The following is a 23,764-nucleotide window of genomic DNA, read 5'->3' as shown; positions in this document are numbered from 1 at the left end:
AGCACATGGGCATGCCGTTCGACCGCAACCCTGACGGCACCATCTACCAGCGCCCATTCGGCGGCCATACCGCCAACTACGGCGAGAAGCCGGTGCAACGCGCCTGCGCCGCCGCCGACCGCACCGGCCACGCCATGCTGCACACGCTCTACCAGCAGAACGTGGCGGCGCGCACCACCTTCTTCGTCGAGTGGATGGCGCTCGACCTGATCCGCGACGCCGAGGGCGACGTGGTCGGCGTCACAGCGATCGAGATGGAGACCGGCGACTTCTACGTGCTACACGCCAAGACGGTGGTGCTGGCCACCGGTGGCGCCGGCCGCATCTTCGCCGCCAGCACCAACGCCTACATCAACACCGGCGACGGCCTCGGCATGGCGGCGCGCGCCGGCCTGCCGCTGCAGGACCTGGAGTTCTGGCAGTTCCACCCCACCGGCGTGGCCGGCGCCGGCGTGCTGCTGACCGAGGGCTGCCGCGGCGAGGGCGCGATCCTGATCAACAGCGAGGGCGAACGCTTCATGGAGCGCTATGCGCCGACGCTGAAGGATCTGGCGCCGCGCGACTTCGTGTCGCGCTCGATGGACCAGGAAATCAAGGAAGGTCGCGGCTGCGGTCCGAACAAGGACTACGTGCTGCTGAAGATGGACCACCTGGGCGCCGACACCATCCACAAGCGCCTGCCCTCGGTGTACGAGATCGGCATCAACTTCGCCAACGTCGACATCACCAAGGAAGCCATTCCGGTGGTGCCCACCATCCACTACCAGATGGGCGGTGTGCCGACCAACATCCACGGCCAGGTCAGCATCCCGAAGGATGGCGACCCGCTGGTGCCGGTGCACGGCCTGTACGCGGTCGGCGAATGCTCCTGCACCAGCGTACACGGCGCCAACCGCCTGGGTACCAACTCGCTGCTCGACCTGCTGGTGTTCGGCAAGGCGGCCGGCAAGCACATCATTGCCAACCACTCCGAAGGCGCGCACAAGCCGCTGCCGGCCGATGCCGCCGAACGCTCGCTGGAGCGCCTGGCGCGCCTGGAAGCGGCCGGCGACGGCGAGTACCCGCAAGCCATCGCCAACGACCTGCGCATGACCATGCAGACACATGCCGGCGTGTTCCGCACCCAGGCCACGATGGACGAAGGCGTGGCCAAGGTGGCAGAGTTGCGCGAGCGCGTCAAGGGACTGGGCCTGCAGGACCATTCGCGCGTCTTCAACATGGCGCGCCAGGAGGCGCTGGAAGTCGAGAACCTGATCGAGGTGGCGCAGGCGACCATGGAGTCGGCGGCAGCGCGCAAGGAATGCCGCGGCGCCCACACCGTGGTCGACTACGAGCACGAGGCCGACCACCCCACCGCACCGCTCGGCCGCGACGACGTCAACTGGCTGAAGCACACGCTGTGGTTCAAGGAAGGCAACCGGCTCGAGTACAAGCCGGTGCGCATGAAGCCGCTCACCGTCGACACGGTGGCGCCGCAGGTCCGCACCTTCTGAGCATCCAGGCCCGCATTCGGAGAATCCATCCCATGGAAAAACGCACGTTCAAGATCTACCGCTACGACCCCGACAAGGATGACAAGCCGTACATGCAGACGGTGGACATCGAGCTCGAGGGCAACGAGCGCATGCTGCTCGACGCGCTGATGAAGCTCAAGGCGCAGGACCCCACGCTGTCGTTCCGGCGCTCGTGCCGCGAAGGCGTGTGCGGCTCGGACGCCATGAACGTCAACGGCAAGAACGTCCTGGCCTGCCTGACCAACCTGCGCACGCTGCCTGCTACCATCACGCTGAAGCCGCTGCCCGGCCTGCCGGTGGTGCGCGACCTGATCGTCGACATGACGCAGTTCTTCAAGCAGTACCACTCGATCAAGCCCTACCTGATCAACAACGATCCGCCACCCGACACCGAGCGCCTGCAGTCGCCAGAGGAGCGCGAGGAACTGAACGGCCTGTACGAGTGCATCCTGTGCGCCTGCTGCTCGACCGCCTGCCCGAGCTTCTGGTGGAACCCCGACAAGTTCGTCGGTCCAGCCGGCCTGCTGCAGGCCTACCGCTTCATTGCCGACAGCCGCGACCAGGCAACCAGCGAGCGCCTCGACAACCTGGACGATCCCTACCGCCTTTTCCGCTGCCACACCATCATGAACTGCGTGGACGTGTGCCCGAAGGGCTTGCTGCCGGCCGCCGCCATCAGCAAGATCAAGGAGTTGCTGGTTCGTCGCGCCATCTGAGCGTGTGCCTGCAACGCCCGGGCGCGCTCCTGCAATGACCGACCAACGCATCGACGCGCGCGCGCTGGACCGGCTGAAGTGGCGCTGCCGGCGCGGCCTGCTGGAAAACGACCTGCTCATCGAACGCTTCTTCAAGCAACACGAAGCCGGACTCACCACCACCCAGGCCGATGCGCTGACCCGCCTGATGGACCTATCGGACAACGATCTGCTCGATCTGCTGCTGCGGCGGACCGAGCTTGGCGACGAGCTCGATTCACCCGCCGTGCGCGAGGTGGTCGGCCTGCTGCGCCCACCGGCGCGCTGAGCCGTCCGCCCTGCCCGCCCACAGTCAACCCTCAAGGAACCACGACATGAAACTAGCCGACAACAAAGCCACGCTGTCGTTCTCCAACGGCAGCCCCGAAGTCGAACAACCGGTCTACCAAGGCACCATCGGTCCCGACGTGATCGACATCCGCAAACTGTATGCGCAGACGGGGATGTTCACCTACGACCCGGGCTTCATGTCGACGGCGTCGTGCCAGTCCAGCATCACCTACATCGATGGCGACAAGGGCGAACTGCTCTACCGCGGCTACCCGATCGAGCAACTGGCCGAGAAGTGCGACTACCTCGACACCTGCTATCTGCTGCTGAATGGCGAGCTGCCCGATGCTGCGCAGCGCAGCGAGTTCCACAAGCTGGTGCTGCAGCACACCATGGTCAACGAGCAGATGCAGTTCTTCCTGCGCGGCTTCCGGCGCGACGCGCACCCGATGGCGGTGCTGACGGGCCTGGTCGGCGCGATGTCGGCCTTCTATCACGACTCGATCGACATCCACAACAAGGAACACCGGGACATCGCCGCCATCCGGCTAATCTCCAAGATGCCGACCCTGGTCGCCATGGCGCACAAGTACGGCGTCGGCCAGCCCTACCGCTACCCGCTGAACAAGCTGAGCTACGCCGGCAACTTCCTGCACATGATGTTCAGCACGCCGTGCGACGACTACCAGGTCAACCCGGTGCTCGAGCGTGCGATGGACCGCATCTTCATCCTGCACGCCGACCACGAGCAGAACGCCTCGACCTCCACCGTGCGCCTGTGCGGTTCCTCCGGCACCAACCCGTTCGCAGCCATCTCCGCCGGCGTGGCCTGCCTGTGGGGTCCGGCGCACGGCGGCGCCAATGAAGCCGCCCTGAACATGCTGGAAGACATCCAGAAAATGGGCGGCGTCGCCAAGCTGGGCGAGTTCGTTGCCCAGGTCAAGGACAAGAACTCGAACGTGCGCCTGATGGGCTTCGGCCACCGCGTCTACAAGAACTACGACCCGCGCGCCAAGCTGATGCAGCAGACCTGCGACGAGGTGCTGAACGAGCTGGGCCTGCACAACGACCCGCTGTTCGCGCTGGCCAAGGCGCTGGAGAAGATCGCGCTGGAGGACGAGTACTTCGTCTCGCGCAAGCTCTACCCCAACGTCGACTTCTACTCGGGCATCGTGCAGCGCGCCATCGGCATTCCAGTCAAACTGTTCACCGGCATCTTCGCGCTGGCCCGCACCGTCGGCTGGATCGCCCAGTTGAACGAGATGATGAGCGACCCCGAATACAAGATCGGCCGCCCACGCCAGCTCTACGTCGGCCCCGCTCGCCGCGACGTGCCCTGACCCTGCCCGCGCTGCGCTGGACGCGGCGTGTCACCGAGCGAACCCGCCCCTGTGGCGGGTTTTCTTTCGCCTGCTGAGGCATCGCAGCCGCACGTGTCGCGGCCCGGATGATCTTCGGGTGGCGTGGTTGACGGGCTGCGCGGGCAGGCCTCAACTTCCGCCCATGTACTCCAGCGCGAACAGCGGCACCTCGGCCTGGCGGCTCAGCCAGACGCCGCCGCCGAGCTCCAGCATGTGCTCGCGCAGGCCGCGCCGGTACAGCGCGGCGCGATGGCGGAACTGGCGCGCGTCGGTCAGTTCCTCGTCGATGACATCGCGTTCATAGTCCTCGCGCGACACTGCCTCGATGTACAGCGCCCCGCGGCTCAACCGGCCCAGATTGGCCAGCGCGCGCCGCAGATCCGGCGGGTTCAGGTAGGGCAGCACGCCCTGGCAGATGACCAGGTCGAACGGCGTGCGGGCGGCGTAGTCGATCACCGAGCCGTGCTCCCAGCCATAGCGCTGGCACAGGTAGTCGCTGATCTCCACGCCGTGGTAGCTGGCGCCGGGGAAGTGCCGGGCGATCAGTTCCCGCCACAGGCCGATGCCGCAGCCCATGTCCAGCACGCGCCGCACCGGCAGGCGCAGGTACTGCAGATACGCGGCCAGGAAGGCGCTCAGGCGCTCCGCGTGCGCGGCGTCGACCACGCGGGTCTTCTTGTTGAAATAGAAGCGCTGGTAGTAGGCTTGATCGAAGGTGGCCGCGGGTACGGATTGCATGCGATGGCGTGGGTGAAACAGGGACAGGCGCCGGATGCGCTCGCCCACCATAACGCAGTCGCGCCCGACACCCTGCAATGCTGCACTGGCGGCGCCGGTCGCCTGGCGGAAACAGATCGCGGGCGCAGCCAGTTCCCTCGCGCGGCCTCGACGCTTTCCAAGCACCACCGCACCCTCAGCCATGCCCACCCATTACCCTGGCCATCGTCATTGAAGATGTCTTGACATCGGATTACTGAGAAAATCACGTTGATCCATCGTCAAACGAGATACCCGCCGCCTCCCGTCGTGAAACCCACCGAACGCAGCTTCGCCCGCCGCATCGACCTGACGTCGCTGCAGCTGTTCGTCGCCGTGTGCGAGGCCGGCAGCATCGGCCGGGCGGCGGAGCGCGAATTCATCGCCGCCTCGGCCATCAGCAAGCGACTGGCCGATCTGGAAGGCGCGCTTGGCACCGCCCTGCTCTACCGCCATGCGCGCGGCGTCGACCTGACGCCGGCCGGGCAGAGCCTGCTGCACCACGCGCGCAGCGTGCTGTACGGGCTGGAGAAGATGCAGGGCGAGCTGAGCGAATACGCCGAGGGCGTGCGCGGTCATGTGCGTGTGCACGCCAGCATCTCGGCGATCGTGCAGTTCCTGCCGGAAGACCTGGGACGCTTCGTGCGCCTGCACCCGCAGATCCGCATCGATCTGGAAGAACACCTGTCCAGCGACGTGGTGCGCGCGGTGCAGGAAGGCGCGGCCGACCTGGGCATCTGCAACGCCAGCGCCCTGGCATCCCATGGCTCGGCCCCGCAGGTGCAGCCTTACCGGCACGACCGGCTGGCGCTGGTGGTGCCTGCAGCGCATGCACTGGCCGCGCAGGCCGCGATCGCTTTCGAGCACACGCTGGACCAGGATCACGTCGGCCTGCATGCCAACAGCTCGATCGCCCTGGCCATGCACCAGGCCGCGCTGCGGGCCGGGCGCCAGATCCGCCTGCGCATCCGCGTCACCGGGCTGGATGCCATGTGCCGCATGATCGACAACGGCCTAGGCGTCGGCATCATGCCAATGCGCGCGTTCGAGCTGATGCACGGGGCCGGCGAACTGCGCGCCGTGCCGCTGACCGATGCCTGGGCGCAGCGCGAGATCAGCCTGATCGCGCGCGACTTCGACACCCTGCCGGTGACCGCGCGCACCCTGGTCGATCACCTGCGTGCCGAAACCACGCCAACGGCTGGCGCGGCATAGAATTTGAACCCGAAGAGAATCACGCCATGACTGCAAGAACCTTGTACGACAAGCTGTGGGACGACCACGTCGTCCACACCGAGGAAGACGGCACCGCCGTGCTCTACATCGACCGCCACCTGGTGCACGAAGTCACCAGCCCGCAGGCCTACGAAGGCCTGCGCCAGGCCGGGCGCAAGGTGTGGCGCACCAGCTCAGTGGTCGCCACGGCCGACCACAACACGCCAACCACCGGCTGGGAGCGCGGCTACGACGGCATCGAGGACCCGATCAGCAAGGAGCAGATCACCACGCTCGACGCCAACATCAAGGAAGCCGGCGCGGCGGTGTACTTCCCGTTCCTGCACCAGCGCCAGGGCATCGTGCACGTGATCGGCCCCGAGAACGGCGCCACCCTGCCCGGCATGACAGTGGTCTGCGGCGACAGCCACACCAGCACCCACGGCGCCTTCGGCGCACTGGCGCACGGCATCGGCACCAGCGAGGTCGAGCACGTGCTGGCGACGCAGACGCTGCTGGCCAAGAAGGCCAGGAACATGCTGATCAAGGTCAATGGCCAGGTCGCGCCCGGCATCACCGCCAAGGACATCGTGCTGGCCATCATCGGCAAGATCGGCACCGCCGGCGGCACCGGCTACACCATCGAATTCGGAGGCGACGCCATCCGCGCGCTGTCGATGGAAGGCCGCATGACGGTCTGCAACATGGCGATTGAGGCCGGCGCGCGCGCCGGCCTGGTGGCGGTCGACGACAAGACCATCGACTACTTCAAGGGCCGCCTGCTGGCGCCGGGCACCGACCGCGCCACCGGCAAGTTCGTCGGCGGCCCCGAATGGGACCAGGCGGTGGCGTACTGGAAGACGCTGCACTCCGATCCCGACGCGAAGTTCGACGCCGTGGTCGAACTCGATGCCGCCAAGATCGTGCCGCAGGTCACCTGGGGCACCAGCCCCGAGATGGTGACCGGCATCGACGGCCGCGTGCCGGATCCCGACAAGGAAAAGGATGCGAGCAAGCGCGGCGCCATCGAGCGCGCATTGACCTACATGGGGCTGGAACCCAACAAGGCCATGAGCGACATCCACATCGACAAGGTCTTCATCGGCAGCTGCACCAACAGCCGCATCGAGGACCTGCGTGAGGCCGCCGCCCTGCTGAAGAAACTGGGCCGCAAGACAGCCCCGAACGTCAAGCTGGCCATGGTCGTGCCCGGCTCAGGCATGGTGAAAAGCCAGGCCGAGACCGAAGGCCTGGACAAGATCTTCACCGCCGCCGGCTTCGAATGGCGCGAACCCGGCTGCAGCATGTGCCTGGCCATGAACGCCGACCGGCTGGAGCCGGGCGAGCGCTGCGCCTCCACCAGCAACCGCAACTTCGAAGGACGCCAGGGTACCGGCGGCCGCACCCATCTGGTCAGCCCGGCAATGGCCGCGGCGGCCGCCGTGCACGGGCATTTCGTCGATATCCGTGCGTTTTCGTGATGCCCGGCAACGGGCCCTTGCATCAAGGAGATGTGAGATGTTGAAGAAAATCGCAGCTGCCCTGGGCACTCTTGCCTTCATCGCCAGCCTGAGCGCCTGCAACACCGTGCAAGGTGTCGGCAAGGACGTGCAGAAGGCCGGCTCCGCCGTCGAGCAGGCCGGCAAGAAGTAAGCCGCCCCGCTCTTTCCTCATTCAAACTGGCCGCGGGGCTGCTCGCCCCACCTCGCGGCATGCAGCGCCATGGAAAAATTCACTGTCCACCAGGGTCTCGTCGTCCCGCTTGACCGAGAAAACGTCGATACCGATGCCATCATCCCGAAGCAGTTCCTGAAGTCGATCAAGAAGACCGGCTTCGGACCCAACCTGTTCGACGAATGGCGCTACCTGGACCATGGCGAGCCCGGCATGGACCCGGCCACGCGCCGGCCCAACCCCGATTTCGTGCTGAACCAGCCGCGCTATGCCGGCGGCTCGATCCTGCTGACACGCAAGAACTTCGGCTGCGGCTCGAGCCGCGAGCACGCACCATGGGCGCTGCAGCAGTACGGCTTTCGCGCCATCCTGGCGCCCAGCTATGCCGACATCTTCTTCAACAACTGCTTCAAGAACGGCCTGCTGCCGGTGGTGCTGACGGAGAGCGCCATCGCTAGGCTGTTCGACGAGGTCAACGCCTTCCCCGGCTACCGGCTCACCGTGGACCTGGAGCGCCAGGTGGTGGTCAAACCCGATGGCACTGAAATCAGCTTCGACGTGCAACCCTTCCGAAAGTACTGCCTGCTGAACGGCCTCGACGACATCGGCCTGACGCTGAAGCACCAGGACAAGATCGAGGCCTTCGAGGCCAGCCGACTGGCTGCCAAACCCTGGCTGGCACGTACGCTGGCTCCCTGATCACCCAAGAAATCCGAACGCGAAGAACGCCAAGGTTTCGCGAAAAGCGCGAAAGAGCCTTTTCTCGTTTCTCGTGTTCTTCGCGCACCTTTCGCGTCCTTCGCGTCCGGCTGTTTGATGCAGCCCTTTCAACCGCACAAAGCCCATGAAAATCGCAGTTCTTCCCGGTGACGGCATCGGCACCGAGATCGTCGCCGAAGCCGTCAAGGTCCTCAAGGCACTGGACCTGAAGTTCGAACTGGAACAGGCGCTGGTCGGCGGAGCGGCCTACGACGCGCACGGCCATCCGCTGCCCGAAGCGACCCTGAAGCTCGCCAAGGACGCTGACGCCATCCTGTTCGGCGCCGTCGGCGACTGGAAGTACGACAAGCTGGAGCGCGCGCTGCGTCCCGAGCAGGCCATCCTGGGCCTGCGCAAGCACCTGGGCCTGTTCGCCAACTTCCGGCCCGCGATCTGCTACGAGCAGCTCACGCACGCCTCCAGTCTCAAGCCCGAGCTGGTGGCGGGCTTGGACATTCTGATCATCCGCGAGCTCACCGGCGACATCTACTTCGGCCAGCCGCGCGGCCGCCGCGTGGCGCCGGACGGGCACTTCCCCGGCGCCGAGGAGGCCTTCGACACCATGCGCTACACGCGCCCCGAGATCGAGCGCATCGCCCGCGTCGCCTTCGAGGCTGCACGCCAGCGCAACAAACGCGTCACCAGCGTCGACAAGGCCAACGTGCTGGAGACCTTCCAGCTCTGGAAGGACGTGGTAACCGAGGTGCATCAGGACTACGCCGACGTGCAGCTCGACCACATGTATGTGGACAACGCCGCCATGCAGCTGGTCAAGGAGCCGAAGAAGTTCGACGTCGTCGTCACCGGCAACATGTTCGGCGACATCCTCAGCGACGAGGCCGCCATGCTGACCGGCTCGATCGGCATGCTGCCCTCGGCCTCGCTCAACGACAAGAAGCAGGGCCTGTACGAGCCCAGCCACGGCAGCGCGCCCGACATCGCCGGCAAGGGGCTGGCCAACCCGCTGGCCACCATCCTGAGCGCGGCCATGATGCTGCGCTTCTCGCTCGGCCAGCCCGAGGCCGCCGACCGCATCGAGGCAGCCGTCAAGAAGGTGCTGGCGCAGGGCCTGCGCACGCCGGACATCTGGAACGAAGGCACGACCAGGGTCGGCACGCGCGAGATGGGCGAGGCGGTGGTCAAGGCACTCTGATCGGCGCCAGTCCGGCAGACACAGCACCCATGTCGACACCACCGAAGATCCTCGCCTTCGACGTCTTCGGCACCGTGGTCGACTGGCACGGCTCGATCGTGGCCGAGATGACACGCCTGTATCCGCAGGTCGATGGCGATGCCTTCGCACGCGCCTGGCGCGACGGCTACCAGCCGGCGATGGCGCGCGTCAGGTCAGGCGAACTCGGCTGGACCAGGATCGATGAGCTGCATCGGCTGATCCTGGACGGCATCGCGGCCGACTTCGGCCTGCAGCATCTGCCCGAGCACGAACGGCGCCAGCTCAACCGCGTCTGGCACCGGCTCAACCCGTGGCCGGACGTGGTCGAGGGTCTGACGCGACTGAAGCGCAGGCACGTCCTCACCAGCTTGTCCAACGGCAACATCGGCCTGCTGACCAACATGGCCAGGCATGGCGGCCTGCCCTGGGACTGCGTGCTGTCGGCCGAGGTGTTCCGCGCCTACAAGCCCGATCCGCGCGTGTACCTGGGTGTGGCCGAGGTGTTCGACGTCGCGCCCTGCGACGTCATGATGGTGGCCGCGCACCAGGATGACCTGGCCGCGGCGCGCGCCTGCGGCCTGCAGACAGCCTATGTCGAGCGCCGGCTGGAGTTCGGCGCCGCGCACCCCAAGGACGTGTCACCGGACCCGGCCAACACGCTGCACGCGCGCGACTTCATCGACCTGGCAGACCAGCTGGAACAAGAACCGCGGCCGTCAGCGGCGTGACCAGCACGGGCCGCCGCAGTCGCTGAAACAGCGAGCGGCTCAAGCCGAATCGGATTCGGGCGCCTGTTGAAGCATCCGTTCAGGGCTGCCCTGGGCCCGATCCGCAGGGCGTCGGACTGTCATGGCCACAGACCAGCAGGCGCAGCACTGCGGGGTTGCTCCAATGGCCGTTGTGCGCCTTCGTCGGCGCGGCGAAGAGCCCCAGCACGGAAACGGCGTTGCGCACCGGCACTTCGATGACATCAAGCCGTTCTGCTATCGGCTCGCCCCGACTCAACAGCCGATACGAGAGCAGGTCGTTGCGGTCGTTGAAACTGATCACGCGCACCGGGTGCGTCGCCCGCCGGGCCGGGACTTCCGGCGTCGACCGCATGAGAAAGCGCGCCAGACTGCTTTGCAGCGCCGTCGGCCGGCTGCCGGTGCGCCCGCCTTCCGCGCCGACGCCAGGCTCCGACAGCTCCAGCGCCTGCCTTGCCAGGTGCAGGATCGGCAACTGGTTCGCGAACATGAAGACCAGCGCCGTGCGGGCACTGGCGCGATCGACCGCCGCGCTCGCGATCGCGTCGGGCTGCTGCAGATCCGCCAGCGCATCGAAGGTGAGCGTGCTGCCCAGGCTTTCGGTGACGAAGACCAGCGGGCGCTGCAGCGGCAGCTCGCGCACGGCGGCCGCGGCCTCATCGCGGCTGCGCGGTGTGGCGTCGAGCCGTGCCGGGTCGAGCGCACGCAGCACGGCGCCCTGCATGCGTGCCACCATCTCGGCGTGTGCCACGCCCGAGAACACCATCGCGTCGGCCAGGCAGTCGTCCAGCAGGCGGTCCTTGAGCAAGGCATTGACCAGCGCCCGACCCTTGGCCTCCGATGGGTGGTCAGCGGCCTCCGACTGGGGCTGGCACAAGGGCGAGGCGTGCGTCTGGTCATAGCACAGACGCCGCTTCAGGCCCTGAGTGAGCGGCGACCAGACGATGGCGCTGGCGCGCACCGTGCCGCGCTCCAGATTGAACGTACGGCGGTGGATCGCGATACCGTCCTGCTGGCCCTGTTCCGCCCCGGTCGGTGGCACACCCAGCGCCATGCCCAACCGCAGGAACGCCTGGTGCGACCAGCGCTGTTCCGGCTCGTTCTCCATGTCCCGCGTGCACATGCCGTGCACCAGCAGCACGTCCACGTCGTCGGGGCCGAGCAGTTGCGCCAGGCCGTCAAACGCCGGCGAGCGGTCTTTGGCCGCCTCGGGGGCGCCCGCGAGGCCGGCGCAGCCAGCCAGGCCAAACACGGCCGCCAGCAGCAGGAGATGAAGTCGTCGCATGCCCACCCTCCTCGACCGGCGCGCTGCCAGCCACAGCAGCTGTTGTATCAGCGCCGCATCCGGCTACGCAACCCATGGCCGGGGGATGGCCGGCACCGGCGCCATATAAGCTATGATTTTCGTAGTGATGGAGCGTGCCTTTTCTTGGATCCATGCCGAAGACCCTCAATCACTGCGGAGAAATCGCACACGGCGCCCGGGCCCTGCAACCGCACTGTCAGCCGGCGTAAGCCCGCTCCATTACAATGGGTGCCACCATGAACGTCTCTGATCGCTTCGATCCCACCGCCGCGGCCGGTGCGTCGCAGGCTCTGGCGTTCATCGCACCCCGCATTACCACGACCACCAAGAAGGGCTGACCAGCCCAGGTTCGTCGTGCGCGCCGCCTTCCGGAGCCAGACGAGCCCGGCAGGTCAGACAGTTTTCACATTGTTTGAAAGGCGCGAAAGAAAATGAAAGTCGGTAACCTTGTAGGCCTCGTCGGCTGGCGCGGCATGGTCGGCTCGGTCCTGATGGACCGCATGCAGGACGAGCGAGATTTCGACCTGATCGAGCCGATCTTCTTTTCCACCAGCAATGCCGGCGGCGCGGCCCCGGCGATGGCCAAGAACGAGAAGACGCTGAAGGACGCACACGATATCGAGGCGCTGAAGGCCTGCGACATCATCATCACCTGCCAGGGTGGCGACTACACCAACGAGGTGTTCCCGAAGCTGCGCGCGGCCGGCTGGAAAGGCCACTGGATCGATGCCGCATCGGCACTGCGCATGAAGGATGACGCCGTCATCATCCTCGACCCGGTCAACATGCCGGTGATCGAGAACGCCCTGGCCAAGGGCGGCAACAACTGGATTGGCGGCAACTGCACCGTCAGTTGCATGCTGATGGGCGTGGGCGCGCTGTTCAAGGCTGGCCTGGTCGAGTGGATGAGCACGCAGACCTACCAAGCCGCCAGCGGCGGCGGCGCCCAGCACATGCGCGAGCTGCTGGCCCAGTTCGGCACGCTGAACCACGAGGTGCGCGACCTGCTGGCCGACCCGACCAGCGCCATCCTGGAGATCGACCGCAAGGTGATCGGCCGCCAGCGCACGCTGGGCGACGCCGAGAAGGCCAACTTCGGCGTGCCGCTGGGCGGTTCGCTGATTCCCTGGATCGACAAGGATCTGGGCAACGGGGTCAGCCGCGAGGAATGGAAGGGCATGGCCGAAACCAACAAGATCATGGGCCAAGGCGACGGCTTCGATGCGCCCGCGGTGCCGGTGGACGGCTTCTGCGTGCGCATCGGCGCCATGCGCTGCCACAGCCAGGCACTGACCTTCAAGCTCAAGAAGGACGTGCCGGTGGCCGACATCGAGGCCATGATCGCAGCCGACAACGAGTGGGTGAAGGTGGTGCCGAACAACCGTGACGACACCATGCGCGACCTGACGCCGGTGGCGGTGACCGGCACGCTGAACATCCCGGTCGGCCGCATTCGGAAGATGGCGATGGGTCCCGAGTACGTCGGCGCATTCACCATCGGCGACCAGCTGCTGTGGGGCGCTGCCGAGCCGCTGCGCCGCATGCTGCGCATCCTGCTCGACGCCTGAACGCCGCCCGCCATCGGCCACAGCCCGGCGCGACTCCGGACGCGACCGGGCTGATTCGTTTCTGCCGGTAACAGACGGGTCGTGATGCCCGTGCCGCGCCACGCTGCGCGCCGGCAGGCGGGATTTCAGGGATACCATGCGCGCATGACTAGGATGACACCGATGGCACAGGGAGAACACGGGCAGCGCGGCGCATGGCGCCGGTCGGCACTGGCAGCCGCCAGCGCACTGGCGCTGATGGGCGTTAGCCTGGACGGACAGGCGCTGGTGCTGGGCGCGGTCGCGATGCGGTCCTCGCTCGGCGAGCCGCTGCGCGCCGAGATCGAGGTGCCGCAGATCAATGCCGACGAGGCGGCTTCGCTGCAGGCCTCAGTCGCCTCGGCCGACACCTTTCGCGCCATCGGCGTGCCGTACACACCCGCCCTGTCGGGCGCGCGCGTGAGCCTGCACCGGCGCGCCAACGGCCAGGCCTACCTGCGCGTCGCCGCAGACCAGCCGGTGAACGAGCCGGTGATCGGCCTGGTCATCGAAGCCAACTGGGCCAGTGGGCGCATCGTCCGCCACTACACCATGCTGGTCGATCCGCCGGGCCGCGCGGCGGCGGCGCCGGTGCTCGTCACACCGCCACGGATCGCCGCGCCGGCAACGGCGCCGGCCGCCGCACCCCGGTCGACGCCGGCACCCGCGGTGGTGCAGGCACCACCGGCAAGCCGCGAACCCGTTGCCACCGCTCCTGACCGCTCGGCTCGCCCGGCCCCGGCGCGCGCGACCGTCACGACGCCGGCGCCCGTCGCCGATGGGGTACGGCAGGTCACCGTGCGGCGCGGTGACACCGCCTACCGCATCGTCTCCGCCCATGCGCCCGAAGGCGTCTCGCTGGACCAGATGCTGGTGGCGCTGTTGCGCGCCAACCCCAGCGCCTTCATGCGCGGCAACGTCAACCGCATGAAGGCCGGCGCGGTGCTGACCATCCCGACCGCCGAACAGGCAGCCGCCGTGCCGCAGGATACCGCGCAACGTGCCCTGCGAACACACAGCCGCGACTTCCAGGCCTACCGGCGCAGCCTGGCGCAAAGCGCGCGGGCAACACGTCCGGCCGCGGCCGAACGCAGCGCCGCCGGCAGCGTGCAGACCGAGCTGCGTGATGCCGCCGCACCGGTGCCGAGCCAGGACCGGCTGACGCTGTCGCGCGACCTGCAGTCGGCCGACAAGGAAGCCGCATTGGCGGCCGCGCGCCAGGCCCAGGCGCAAAGCGAACAGGTCGCCAAACTGAACCAGAACATCAGCGACCTGGCGCGGCTGCAGAGCGAGGCGGGACAGGCGCCTGGCGCCGCGGCGGCAACCGTGCCAGCGTACGCCGCCAGCAGTTCATCCCCAGCCGAATCGGCCGTGACCCCAGTTGCAGCGGCACCGACGGCACCGGCGGCAGACGCCGAGGCAGCCAGCCCGGCTGCCGAACCCGCAACCACGACCAGTTCTGCAGCAGCACCCGCCGCAAGCCCTGCCGAGAAGGCCACACCCGTGGCCGCCGAAAACCCCTCGCTGCTCGATTCGCTGCCGGGCTATCCGCAACTGCTGTGGGCTGGTGCCGGCCTGCTGGCCCTGCTGGCGGCCTGGGGCTTCGTGCGCACCCGTCGGCGCGAGAGCGATGCCGCAGCAGCGCCCACGCCACCGTTTCTGGGGCCGCAACCCGCGGCCGACCGCCATGCCGGCCCCGATGGCGTGCGCAATGCGGGCGCTGTGACGCCGCCGGGCACCGACTCCGGCCAGGCCGCTGTCGCGTCCACCGCCGAGCCACCAGCCGTGCTGCCGGCCGCGGCCGCCGCGGCGATCCTGGCGCGGGATCGCGAGTTGGATGCCGAACAACGGCTCAAGGACGCCATTCGCGCCGAGCGCGGACGCGTGCCCAACCACCTGAAGCTGGCCGAACTCTACGCCCAGCGCGGTGATGCGCTGGCGCTGGAAGCCATCGCGGTGGAAGCCTACGACATCACCCAAGGCGAAGGTCCGGACTGGCAGGAGATCGCCCGCCTGGGCCAGGAACTCGATCCTGGCAACAAGCTGTACCTGATCGGTGGGCCGGCGCTCGCGGCCGCGGCTGTCCTGCCCGCTGGCAAGAGCCTGGACGAGCTCTACGTGTCGCTGGACCTCGATTCCGACCTGGGCGCACCGGCACCTGGCGCAAGCACCGAGCCCACGCTCATGCCGCTGGACTTCGATCTCGACCTCGATCCGGGCGACCCCACGCACAGCGCCGCAGCGGCGCCGACCGCACCCACCGAGCCCAACCTGCCGCCGCTGGACTTCGATCTCGACCTGGATTTCGCGTCGGACTCTGAACCCACGCCGATCCCGAGCACCGCCAGCAGCACACCAGCGGCCGAGCGCCTCGATTTCGGCACCATCGATTTCAAGCTGGACGACGATGCCGGGCTGGCGACGGCAGGCGTGGCGGCGAGCCTGGCCGGCAGCAGCCCGATCAGGGATTTCGATGACGCCCTCGCTGCCAAGCTCGAACAGGCACGCCGGCACCAAGCCGATGGCGACCTGGACGCCGCACGCAGGCTGCTGGCAGCACTGGTCGCCGAGGCGCCCGCCGGCAGCGTCAAGGCCGAAGCCGAACGGCTGCTCACCGACCTGGGCTGATCGCCTGACCGACGGCCGGACGCCGGCGTTGATCGTCGGCGCGCGCGCCACGCCGCTGCGGCGACAATGCAGGCCGTGAGAATCGCGCTCGGCATCAGCTACCTCGGCACCGCCTACCAGGGCTGGCAAAGCCAGCCCTCCGGACGCACTGTCCAGGACCGGCTGGAGCGGGCCCTGGCCGAGTTCAGCACCCAGCCGGTGTCGACGCTCTGCGCCGGCCGCACCGATGCCGGTGTCCACGGCCTGATGCAGGTGGTGCACTTCGATACCCCGCTGCGCCGCGAACCCTTCTCCTGGGTGCGCGGCACCAACCGCTTCCTGCCGGCCGACATCGCGGTGCAATGGGCGCAAGCCGTGCCGGACACCTTCCACGCCCGCGCCAGCGCGCTGGCACGGCGCTACGCCTACGTGGTGCTCGAATCCCCCGTGCGGCCCAGCCTGGAAGCCGGCCGCGTCGGCTGGGTGTTCCGGCCGCTCGATGACGCGGCCATGCGGGCGGCGGCGGTGCACCTGCACGGCGAGCACGACTTCAGCTCGTTTCGCGCCAGCGAATGCCAGGCGCTGTCGCCGGTCAAGGATCTGCGCCGCATCGAGATCACGCGCCGCGGCGCCTACTGGCGCTTCGATTTCGAGGCCAGCGCCTTCCTGCACCACATGATCCGCAACATCATGGGCTGCCTGCTACAGGTCGGCCAGGGGCTGCAGGCGCCGGACTGGCTGCGCGAGGTGCGCGAGGCGCGTAGCCGAGACGCCGCCGCGCCCACCTTCGCGGCCGACGGCCTGTACTTCCTGGGTCCGCGCTACGAGCCGCACTGGGGCCTCCCCGAGCGCAGCGCGGCCTATGATTGGTTACCATGAACAAGGCCCCCACGCTTCCTGCTGCGCATCGTGCGCTGCCCCCCGAGGGGGCGCTCGCCGCCTCGGGGCGGCCCAGCGGCGGCTCGGAGGCCCCCACGCTTCCTGCTGCACATGGTGCGCTGCCCCCCGAGGGGGCGCTCGCCGCCTTGGGACGGCGCGGCGGCAGCGCGGTCATCGTTTCGCCGCGCACCCGCATCAAGATCTGCGGTCTGACGCGCGAGCAGGACGTCGATGCCGCCGTCGCCGCCGGGGTGGATGCGATCGGCTTCGTGCTCTACCCGCCCAGCCCGCGCTACGTCGCACCCGGGCGCGCAGCCGAACTGGCACGCCGCCTGCCGCCGATGCTGACGCCGGTGCTGCTGTTCGTGAATGCGCGGGCTAACGACATCCTGGCTGCCAGCGCGGGCGTGCCGGGGGCGACGCTGCAGTTCCACGGCGATGAATCGGCCGCCGAGTGCGCTGCCATCGCGGCACACTGCGGCCGCCCGTTCTGGCGCGCGGCGCGCATTTCCCCACGGGCAGCCGAGCCATTCGACTTGGTAAACTTCAGCCACGACTATACAGCCGCCCAGGCCATTCTGCTCGACGCGGAAACACCCGGCTTCGGCGGCGGGGGAAAGACATTTAATTGGTCACGCCTGCCACCAAACGTACCCGCTCACCTCGTCTTGTCTGGTGGGCTCGCACCTGCAAACGTGAGCGATGGGATCGCCGCATTGCGCGGGCGGGGCTACTCGCTCGCAGTTGACGTTTCCTCCGGCGTCGAGGCCGTTGGCCCGGACGGCAAGCCCGTGAAGGGCATCAAGGACGCCGACAAGATCCACCGTTTCGTCGCCGCCGTGCGTGCGGCGGACGCCTCAGTTTGATGAATCCATGATCGATTACCAGCAGCCCGACGCGAGCGGGCATTTCGGCCGCTACGGCGGCAGCTTCATCAGCGAGACGCTGACCTACGCCATCAACGAGCTGAAGGACGCCTACGCGAAGTACCAGCACGATCCGGACTTCCTGGCCGAATTCCGCTACGAGTTGGCGCACTACGTCGGCCGACCGTCTCCCGTCTACCACGCCGCGCGCACCAGCCGTGAACTCGGCGGTGCGCAGATCTACCTCAAGCGCGAGGATCTCAACCACACCGGCGCGCACAAGATCAACAACGTGATCGGCCAAGCCATGCTGGCCAAGCGCATGGGCAAGCCGCGCATCATCGCCGAGACCGGCGCCGGCCAGCACGGCGTGGCCACGGCCACCATCTGCGCGCGCTACGGGCTCGAATGCGTGGTTTACATGGGCAGCGAGGACGTCAAACGCCAGTCGCCCAACGTCTACCGCATGAAGCTGCTCGGCGCCACCGTGGTGCCGGTGGAGTCCGGCAGCAAGACGCTGAAGGACGCACTGAACGAAGCCATGCGCGACTGGGTCGCCAACGTCGACAACACCTTCTACATCATCGGCACCGTGGCCGGGCCGCACCCCTACCCGATGATGGTGCGCGACTTCCAGAGCGTGATCGGGCGCGAATGCCTGACGCAGATGCCCGAGCTGCTGGCAGCGCAGGACATCGCCGCCAGCCATCCCGACGTGGTGGTGGCCTGCGTCGGCGGCGGCAGCAACGCCATGGGCATCTTCTACCCCTACATCCCGCACGAGGGCACACGCCTGATCGGTGTCGAGGCGGCCGGCGAAGGGCTCGACAGCGGCAAGCACTCGGCCAGCCTGCAGCGCGGCTCCAGCGGCGTGCTGCACGGCAACCGCACCTACATCCTGCAGGACGACAACGGCCAGATCACCGAGACGCACTCGATCAGCGCCGGTTTGGACTACCCCGGCGTCGGCCCCGAGCATGCCTGGCTCAAGGACACCGGTCGCGCCGAGTATGTGGGCGCCACCGACGCCGAGGCGCTGGCCGCCTTCCACCACCTGTGCCGCACCGAAGGCATCATCCCCGCGCTCGAATCCAGCCACGCCATGGCCTACGCGATGAAGCTGGCGCCGACCATGCGGCAGGACCAGTCGATCCTGGTCTGCCTGTCAGGCCGCGGCGACAAAGACATCGGCACCGTGGCCGACCTCCATGGCGCCGAGGTGTTCGACCGCCCGTCGATGCGTGGCCACGTGGTCAAGGGCGCGCCGCGCGCGCTGGGGGTCAAGCCATGAGCCGGATCCAGACCACCCTGGCCGCGCTGCAGGCGCAGGGCCGCAAGGCGCTGATCCCCTACGTCACCGCCGGCTTCCCCTATGCCGACATCACGCCGGCACTGATGCACGGCATGGTCAATGCGGGCGCCGACATCATCGAGCTGGGCGTGCCGTTCTCCGACCCCAGCGCCGACGGCCCGGTGATCCAGAAAGCCGGCGAGCGTGCGCTGGCGCTGGGCATCGGCCTGACCCAGGTGCTGGTCATGGTGAAAACCTTCCGCGACAAGGACATGGTCACGCCGGTGGTGCTGATGGGCTACGCCAACCCGGTCGAGCGCTACGACCAGAAGCACGGCGAGGGCGCCTTCATCCGCGATGCCGCCGCCGCCGGCATCGACGGCCTGCTGATCGTCGACTACCCGCCCGAGGAATGCACCGCGTTCGCCGCCGCGCTGCGCGCCGCCGGCATGGACCTGATCTTCCTGCTGGCGCCGACTTCGACGCCCGAGCGCATGCAGCAGGTGGCCGACGTCGCCAGCGGCTACGTCTACTACGTCTCGCTCAAGGGCGTGACCGGTTCGGGCACGCTGGACACAGCCGAGGTCGCCGCCATGCTGCCGCGCATCCGCGAGCACGTGCAAATCCCGGTCGGCGTCGGCTTCGGCATCCGCGACGCCAAGACCGCCCGGGCCATCGGCGAGTCGGCCGATGCCGTCATCATCGGCAGCCGGCTGATCCAGGTCATCGAGACGCAGCCGCACGAGCGCGTGGCCGCTGCCGCGATGGACTTCCTGCGCCCGATCCGCGCCGCGCTGGACGCATAATCGCGCTATCACTCAAGGAGCAAACCATGAGTTGGCTGGAAAAGCTGCTGCCGCCGAAGATCCAGAAGTCGGAATCCTCCGAGCGTCGCCAGATGCCCGAGGGCCTGTGGGTCAAGTGCCCCGAGTGCGACACCGTGCTCTACAAGACCGACCTGGAAGGCAACCAGAACGTCTGCCCGCACTGCGGCCACCACCACCGCATCGGCGCGCGCGAGCGGCTCAACGTGTTCCTCGACAACGAGGGCCGCTACGAGATCGGCCAGGAGGTGCTGCCGGTCGACGCGCTGAAGTTCAAGGACAGCCGCAAGTACCCCGAGCGGCTCAAGGAGGCGCTGGAGAATTCCGGCGAGACCGACGCCCTGGTCGTCATGGGCGGCGCCGTGCACTCGATCAGCGTGGTGGCGGCGGCGTTCGAGTTCGACTTCATGGGCGGTTCGATGGGTTCGGTGGTCGGCGAGCGCTTCGTGCGCGGCGTCGAGACCGCGATCGAGCAGAAGGTGCCCTTCATCTGCTTCACCGCCACCGGCGGCGCACGCATGCAGGAAGGCCTGCTGTCGCTGATGCAGATGGCCAAGACCAACGCCTCGCTCACCCGGCTGGCCAAGAAGGGGCTGCCCTACATCAGCGTGCTCACCGACCCGACCATGGGCGGCGTGTCGGCCGGCTTCGCCTTCGTCGGCGACGTGGTGATCGCCGAACCCAAGGCGCTGATCGGCTTTGCCGGCCCGCGCGTGATCGAGAACACCGTGCGCGTGAAGCTGCCCGAGGGCTTCCAGCGCGCCGAGTTCCTGCAGACCAAGGGCGCGATCGACTTCATCTGCGACCGGCGCGAACTGCGGCAGAAGATCGCCCGCATCCTTGCCATGCTGCAGCGCCAGCCCGCCGACGCGGTGCAGTAGGCTCGGCGGCCGCCCGCCGCGCTACACACGCTACAGGCCGGCACCGGCCAGCAGCGCCGAGCCGAGCAGCCTGGCCTGCAGGGAGCCCAGCACGATGCTGACCACCTGCAGGCCGATGATCAGCACCAGCGGCGACAGATCCAGCCCGCCGATCAGCGGCACCACGCGGCGCACCGGCGCCAGCAGCGGCTCGCACAGGCGCTCCAGCACGTCGGAGATGAGCGAGGGGCTCTGCGTCCACGACAGGATCGCCGCGATGATCACCAGCGCCGTGATCACCGACACCGCCAGCTTCGCCACGCCCAGCAGCGCCAGCAACGGCAGGACGGTCCAGCGCGCCTGGCCGAGCATGCCCATCAGCGCCGCGTACTGCAGCAGCTTCAGCAGCCACGCGGCCAGCAGGCTGGCGCCGTCGAGCTTGTCGCCGGGCGGCAGCACACGCTGCAGCGGCAGCACCAGCCAGTCGGTCAGCGCCTGCACCAGGCGCCCGACCGGATTGCCCATCGACATCCGGCGCCAGCGCATGTACAGCCGCACCAGCGCGGCGCCCCCGATCAGGGTCACCGCCACCTCGAGCAGAAAAGTCATCACTTGGTAGAGCATGGGTATTCGCGCTCTGCGTCGCCTTGGCCCGGTACGGATCTCGACCGGGCCAGCCAGCAGCGCACGCGTGCGATGATAACGAGGCCGCTTGACATGGATCATCCCCAAGCCGAACCTTGGCACCGCTGTGTCACCGTGGACGTCCCCATGAGCAACGACCCACCTCCCGACGAGCCACTGCCGCTGTTTCCGCTCGGCACCGTGCTGTTCCCGGGCGGGCTGCTGCCCTTGCAGGTGTTCGAGGTGCGCTACCTGAACATGATCGGCCGCTGCCACAAGATGGACCAGCCGTTCGGCGTGGTCGCGCTGGCGCAGGGTCACGAGGTGCGCCAGGCGGGCGCCGCCGAGGAGCGGCTGCACGAAGTCGGCACGCTGGCCCGCATCACGCGGCTGGAACAACCGCAGGCCGGGCTAATGCTGATCGAGTGTCGCGGCGCGCAGCGCTTTCGCATCGAGCGCTCGAGCCGACTCAAGCACGGCCTGTGGGTCGCCGACATCCGCCTGTTGCCCGATGACCCGGCGGTGCAAGTGCCTGACGACCTGCGCCACGTCGCCGAAACGCTGCGCCAGTTCCACCAGCGCCTGCGCGAGCGCACGCCGATCGCACCGCCGGCGCCCGACAATGCCGACTACAGCGACTGCGCCTGGGTCGCCAACCGCTGGTGCGAACTGCTGCCGCTGCCGCTGATGACACGGCAGCGGCTGTTGGCGCTGGACAACCCCCTGCTGCGGCTAGAACTGGTGGCCGATCTGCTGGCCCGGGCCTCGATCGGTTCCGGCGCCGCTTGAGCGCGCGCTCGCAAGCAACACCGCTGCTCGCAGCTACCCGCGCGCTGGCGGGCGGAACTCGGGCACCAGCCGCGCCAGCCCCGTGCGCACTAGGTCTGCGTCCGGCGCCCAGCCGAGCGTGGTAATCCAGTCCTCGATGCGCCCCGCCGCCTCCACCGGCGCCGGCGCGACCTTGGCCACGCGCAACTTGGCATGCGGCGTCGCAGCGCTGGTTTCATCATCGGCCAGCAACTCCTCGTACAGCTTCTCGCCCGGGCGCAGGCCGGTGAAGGCAATCGGCACTTCGCGCTCGCTCTGGCCCGACATCCGGATCAGCAGCCGCGCCAGGTCGACGATCCTGATCGGCTCGCCCATGTCGAGCACGAAGATCTGGCCTGAGCGTCCCATCAAACCGGCCTGCAGCACCAGCTGCGCGGCCTCGGGAATAGTCATGAAGTAGCGCACGATCTCGGGATGCGTCACGGTGACCGGCCCGCCCTGCTCGATCTGCGCCGTGAACAAGGGCACCACCGAGCCGCTGGAACCCAGCACGTTGCCAAAGCGCACCGAGACGAACTGCGTCGCCGGATAACGGCCGGCCAGCGCCTGCACCAGCTGTTCCGCCAGCCGCTTGCTGGCGCCCATCACGCTGGTCGGGTTCACCGCCTTGTCGGTCGAGACCAGCACGAAGCGCGCCACCCCGGCCTCGCCAGCGGCCCGCACGGCGTTCAGCGTGCCCAGCACGTTGGTATGCAGCGCCTCGATCTGGTTGTCTGCCTCCATCAGCGGCACGTGCTTGTAGGCCGCCGCGTGCAGCAGCACCGCCGGTCGGTGCGTCCGCACGATGGCGCGCAGCCGGTCCGCATCGCGCACGTTGGCGGTGTAGTAAATGCCTTCCAGTGCAGGAAAGCTGCGCTGCAGCTCCTGCTCCAGGCGGTAGCTCGCGTACTCGGACACGTCCACGCAGACCAGCCGCGCGGCGCCGAAGCGCGCCACCTGGCGGCACAGCTCGGCGCCGATCGAGCCGCCGGCACCGGTCACCAGCACGGTCTGACCGCTGAACAGCCCGGCCAGACCCTGCTCGTCCAGCTGCACCGGAGTCCGGCCCAGCAGGTCCTCCAGCCGCACCTGGCGCGGTGCCGGCACGGCGCCCGGACGCAGCAGTTCGTCGGCCGAGGGCAGGGTCAGCAGCTTCAGCTCGGCGGCTCCCGACCAGCGCAGCATCAGTTCACGCCGCAGTGCCGCGCCCGGCGGACTGGCGAGCAGCAGCGTGCCGACCCGCTGCTCAGCGGCGATCCCGGCCAGCGCGTCGGGCGCGCCCAGCACCGGCACGCCATGCAGCGTGCGGCCCACGTCCTGCGCCTGCGGCGAGACGATGCCCGTCACGCGCCAGCCGCTCACGCCCTTGAGCGTGCGCAGGGTGTGGTCGGCCTCCTCCAGCGTGCCGGCGATCAGCAGTGGCTGGCGCGGGCCCGGCGGCAGCTCCTGCACGCGGGCACGCTCGGTCAGCGTGCGCCAGGCTGCGCGTGCGCCGGCCAGCAGCACCAGGGCGAGGATGCCGCCGATCGGGAACACCGAGCGCGGAAAACCCTCGATGCGCAACCCCATCACCAGCGCCGTCGTCAACACCAGCCCCAGTGCCACGCCTGCCGCCAGCTGGCGCAGATCGGCCAGGCTGACGTAGCGCCACGACTGGCGCGGCACGCGCGCCAGCGCCAGCCCCAGCGCCATGCAGCCGAGCGCGATCGGCGTGGTCAGCAGCGCGTGGCCGAGGTATGGCGGCGGCAGTTCCAGATTGAAGCGCAGCCAGAACGCCGCCCACCAGGCCAGGGCGATCAGCGGCAGATCGACCAGCCAGCTCTTGCTGACCAGGTTGTGGCGCCAGGTGCTCAGCATGCCGGCGCCCCGCGCTGCGCCCGCCATGTCGTG

At 68.4% G+C, this 23,764-nt stretch carries 22 protein-coding genes; 18 read left to right on the top strand and 4 right to left on the bottom strand.

The window, feature by feature from the left end:
- From PK606_RS10005 to gltA, 4 genes are all read left to right on the top strand, one after another.
- Positions 1-1,493, top strand: a 1,493-nt coding sequence (locus tag PK606_RS10005) for an FAD-binding protein (protein ID WP_324563399.1), incomplete at its 5' end; no start/stop codon positions are given.
- A 32-nt stretch (positions 1,494-1,525) separates the two neighbouring features.
- Positions 1,526-2,230, top strand: a complete 705-nt coding sequence (locus PK606_RS10000) for a succinate dehydrogenase iron-sulfur subunit (protein WP_324563397.1) — start codon at positions 1,526-1,528, stop codon at positions 2,228-2,230.
- A gap of 34 nt (positions 2,231-2,264) precedes the next feature.
- Positions 2,265-2,537 carry an FAD assembly factor SdhE gene (locus PK606_RS09995; RefSeq protein ID WP_324563395.1) on the top strand — a complete coding sequence of 91 codons (273 nt, stop codon included), beginning with the start codon at positions 2,265-2,267 and terminating at the stop codon, positions 2,535-2,537.
- Between the two features lie 46 nt (positions 2,538-2,583).
- Positions 2,584-3,879, top strand: a complete 1,296-nt coding sequence (gene gltA / locus PK606_RS09990; RefSeq protein ID WP_324563392.1) for a citrate synthase — start codon at positions 2,584-2,586, stop codon at positions 3,877-3,879.
- Between the two features lie 150 nt (positions 3,880-4,029).
- Here gltA and PK606_RS09985 read toward each other — a convergent pair whose 3' ends face one another.
- Positions 4,030-4,638 carry a class I SAM-dependent methyltransferase gene (locus PK606_RS09985; RefSeq protein WP_324563391.1) on the bottom strand — a complete coding sequence of 203 codons (609 nt, stop codon included), beginning with the start codon at positions 4,636-4,638 and terminating at the stop codon, positions 4,030-4,032.
- 288 nt (positions 4,639-4,926) lie between these two features.
- Between PK606_RS09985 and PK606_RS09980 the strand changes: the two genes are divergently transcribed.
- From PK606_RS09980 to PK606_RS09955, 6 genes are all read left to right on the top strand, one after another.
- The gene (locus PK606_RS09980; protein WP_324563389.1) at positions 4,927-5,871 is read left to right on the top strand and encodes a LysR family transcriptional regulator; all 945 of its coding nucleotides are present in this window, start codon (positions 4,927-4,929) and stop codon (positions 5,869-5,871) included.
- A gap of 26 nt (positions 5,872-5,897) precedes the next feature.
- Complete coding sequence (gene leuC, locus PK606_RS09975) at positions 5,898-7,352, top strand: 3-isopropylmalate dehydratase large subunit (protein ID WP_324563387.1); 1,455 nt, start codon at positions 5,898-5,900, stop codon at positions 7,350-7,352.
- Between the two features lie 37 nt (positions 7,353-7,389).
- Positions 7,390-7,524: an entericidin A/B family lipoprotein gene (locus tag PK606_RS09970; protein ID WP_324563385.1), complete on the top strand. Its 135-nt coding sequence runs from the start codon at positions 7,390-7,392 to the stop codon at positions 7,522-7,524.
- Positions 7,525-7,593: 69 nt separating this feature from the next.
- Positions 7,594-8,244 (top strand): 3-isopropylmalate dehydratase small subunit, encoded by a 651-nt coding sequence (leuD, locus tag PK606_RS09965; protein ID WP_324563383.1) that lies wholly within the window; start codon positions 7,594-7,596, stop codon positions 8,242-8,244.
- A gap of 145 nt (positions 8,245-8,389) precedes the next feature.
- The gene (leuB, locus tag PK606_RS09960) at positions 8,390-9,457 is read left to right on the top strand and encodes a 3-isopropylmalate dehydrogenase (protein ID WP_324563380.1); all 1,068 of its coding nucleotides are present in this window, start codon (positions 8,390-8,392) and stop codon (positions 9,455-9,457) included.
- A 29-nt stretch (positions 9,458-9,486) separates the two neighbouring features.
- On the top strand, positions 9,487-10,206 hold the full coding sequence (locus PK606_RS09955; RefSeq protein WP_324563378.1) for a haloacid dehalogenase type II: 720 nt from the start codon (positions 9,487-9,489) through the stop codon (positions 10,204-10,206).
- Between the two features lie 79 nt (positions 10,207-10,285).
- On the opposite strand, the gene PK606_RS09950 is transcribed toward PK606_RS09955, so the two are convergent.
- Positions 10,286-11,371, bottom strand: a complete 1,086-nt coding sequence (locus tag PK606_RS09950) for a hypothetical protein (RefSeq protein ID WP_324563375.1) — start codon at positions 11,369-11,371, stop codon at positions 10,286-10,288.
- A 590-nt stretch (positions 11,372-11,961) separates the two neighbouring features.
- Here PK606_RS09950 and asd point away from each other — a divergent pair.
- The 7 genes from asd to accD all read left to right on the top strand — a co-directional run bounded on the left by asd (position 11,962) and on the right by accD (position 20,464).
- Complete coding sequence (gene asd, locus PK606_RS09945) at positions 11,962-13,098, top strand: aspartate-semialdehyde dehydrogenase (protein WP_324563373.1); 1,137 nt, start codon at positions 11,962-11,964, stop codon at positions 13,096-13,098.
- A gap of 162 nt (positions 13,099-13,260) precedes the next feature.
- The gene (locus tag PK606_RS09940; protein ID WP_324563371.1) at positions 13,261-15,744 is read left to right on the top strand and encodes a FimV/HubP family polar landmark protein; all 2,484 of its coding nucleotides are present in this window, start codon (positions 13,261-13,263) and stop codon (positions 15,742-15,744) included.
- Between the two features lie 75 nt (positions 15,745-15,819).
- Positions 15,820-16,602 (top strand): tRNA pseudouridine(38-40) synthase TruA, encoded by a 783-nt coding sequence (gene truA / locus PK606_RS09935; protein ID WP_324563369.1) that lies wholly within the window; start codon positions 15,820-15,822, stop codon positions 16,600-16,602.
- Positions 16,603-16,748: 146 nt separating this feature from the next.
- Positions 16,749-17,468 carry a phosphoribosylanthranilate isomerase gene (locus tag PK606_RS09930; protein WP_502920822.1) on the top strand — a complete coding sequence of 240 codons (720 nt, stop codon included), beginning with the start codon at positions 16,749-16,751 and terminating at the stop codon, positions 17,466-17,468.
- Between the two features lie 7 nt (positions 17,469-17,475).
- Entirely contained in the window at positions 17,476-18,759 is a 1,284-nt protein-coding gene (gene trpB, locus PK606_RS09925) for a tryptophan synthase subunit beta (protein WP_324563363.1), read from the top strand.
- Complete coding sequence (gene trpA / locus PK606_RS09920; RefSeq protein ID WP_324563362.1) at positions 18,756-19,565, top strand: tryptophan synthase subunit alpha; 810 nt, start codon at positions 18,756-18,758, stop codon at positions 19,563-19,565. Before trpB ends, trpA begins: the two co-directional genes overlap by 4 nt.
- A 26-nt stretch (positions 19,566-19,591) precedes the next feature.
- Complete coding sequence (accD, locus tag PK606_RS09915) at positions 19,592-20,464, top strand: acetyl-CoA carboxylase, carboxyltransferase subunit beta (protein WP_324563360.1); 873 nt, start codon at positions 19,592-19,594, stop codon at positions 20,462-20,464.
- Positions 20,465-20,494: 30 nt separating this feature from the next.
- On the opposite strand, the gene PK606_RS09910 is transcribed toward accD, so the two are convergent.
- On the bottom strand, positions 20,495-21,067 hold the full coding sequence (locus tag PK606_RS09910) for a YggT family protein (RefSeq protein ID WP_324563358.1): 573 nt from the start codon (positions 21,065-21,067) through the stop codon (positions 20,495-20,497).
- 147 nt (positions 21,068-21,214) lie between these two features.
- Between PK606_RS09910 and PK606_RS09905 the strand changes: the two genes are divergently transcribed.
- Positions 21,215-21,856, top strand: a complete 642-nt coding sequence (locus PK606_RS09905) for an LON peptidase substrate-binding domain-containing protein (protein ID WP_324563356.1) — start codon at positions 21,215-21,217, stop codon at positions 21,854-21,856.
- Between the two features lie 33 nt (positions 21,857-21,889).
- On the opposite strand, the gene PK606_RS09900 is transcribed toward PK606_RS09905, so the two are convergent.
- On the bottom strand, positions 21,890-23,731 hold the full coding sequence (locus tag PK606_RS09900; RefSeq protein ID WP_324563354.1) for a polysaccharide biosynthesis protein: 1,842 nt from the start codon (positions 23,729-23,731) through the stop codon (positions 21,890-21,892).
- Positions 23,732-23,764: the final 33 nt, after the last annotated feature.

It is taken from the genome of Ottowia sp. (assembly GCF_035444425.1).
Classification (GTDB): Bacteria; Pseudomonadota; Gammaproteobacteria; order Burkholderiales; family Burkholderiaceae_C; genus Ottowia.
Note: the sequence above shows the minus strand (reverse complement) of the source record. Positions and strands in the feature narration are given on the sequence as shown.

Coding starts and splice junctions, on each gene's coding strand:
- PK606_RS09985 (WP_324563391.1), bottom strand. CDS start 4,638: ATGCAATCCGTACCCGCGGCCACCTTCGATCAAGCCTACTACCAGCGC.
- asd (WP_324563373.1), top strand. CDS start 11,962: ATGAAAGTCGGTAACCTTGTAGGCCTCGTCGGCTGGCGCGGCATGGTC.
- gltA (WP_324563392.1), top strand. CDS start 2,584: ATGAAACTAGCCGACAACAAAGCCACGCTGTCGTTCTCCAACGGCAGC.
- PK606_RS10000 (WP_324563397.1), top strand. CDS start 1,526: ATGGAAAAACGCACGTTCAAGATCTACCGCTACGACCCCGACAAGGAT.
- PK606_RS09970 (WP_324563385.1), top strand. CDS start 7,390: ATGTTGAAGAAAATCGCAGCTGCCCTGGGCACTCTTGCCTTCATCGCC.
- leuC (WP_324563387.1), top strand. CDS start 5,898: ATGACTGCAAGAACCTTGTACGACAAGCTGTGGGACGACCACGTCGTC.
- accD (WP_324563360.1), top strand. CDS start 19,592: ATGAGTTGGCTGGAAAAGCTGCTGCCGCCGAAGATCCAGAAGTCGGAA.
- PK606_RS09955 (WP_324563378.1), top strand. CDS start 9,487: ATGTCGACACCACCGAAGATCCTCGCCTTCGACGTCTTCGGCACCGTG.
- PK606_RS09910 (WP_324563358.1), bottom strand. CDS start 21,067: ATGCTCTACCAAGTGATGACTTTTCTGCTCGAGGTGGCGGTGACCCTG.
- PK606_RS09900 (WP_324563354.1), bottom strand. CDS start 23,731: ATGCTGAGCACCTGGCGCCACAACCTGGTCAGCAAGAGCTGGCTGGTC.
- PK606_RS09995 (WP_324563395.1), top strand. CDS start 2,265: ATGACCGACCAACGCATCGACGCGCGCGCGCTGGACCGGCTGAAGTGG.
- PK606_RS09905 (WP_324563356.1), top strand. CDS start 21,215: ATGAGCAACGACCCACCTCCCGACGAGCCACTGCCGCTGTTTCCGCTC.
- trpA (WP_324563362.1), top strand. CDS start 18,756: ATGAGCCGGATCCAGACCACCCTGGCCGCGCTGCAGGCGCAGGGCCGC.
- leuB (WP_324563380.1), top strand. CDS start 8,390: ATGAAAATCGCAGTTCTTCCCGGTGACGGCATCGGCACCGAGATCGTC.
- PK606_RS09940 (WP_324563371.1), top strand. CDS start 13,261: ATGGCACAGGGAGAACACGGGCAGCGCGGCGCATGGCGCCGGTCGGCA.
- leuD (WP_324563383.1), top strand. CDS start 7,594: ATGGAAAAATTCACTGTCCACCAGGGTCTCGTCGTCCCGCTTGACCGA.
- trpB (WP_324563363.1), top strand. CDS start 17,476: ATGATCGATTACCAGCAGCCCGACGCGAGCGGGCATTTCGGCCGCTAC.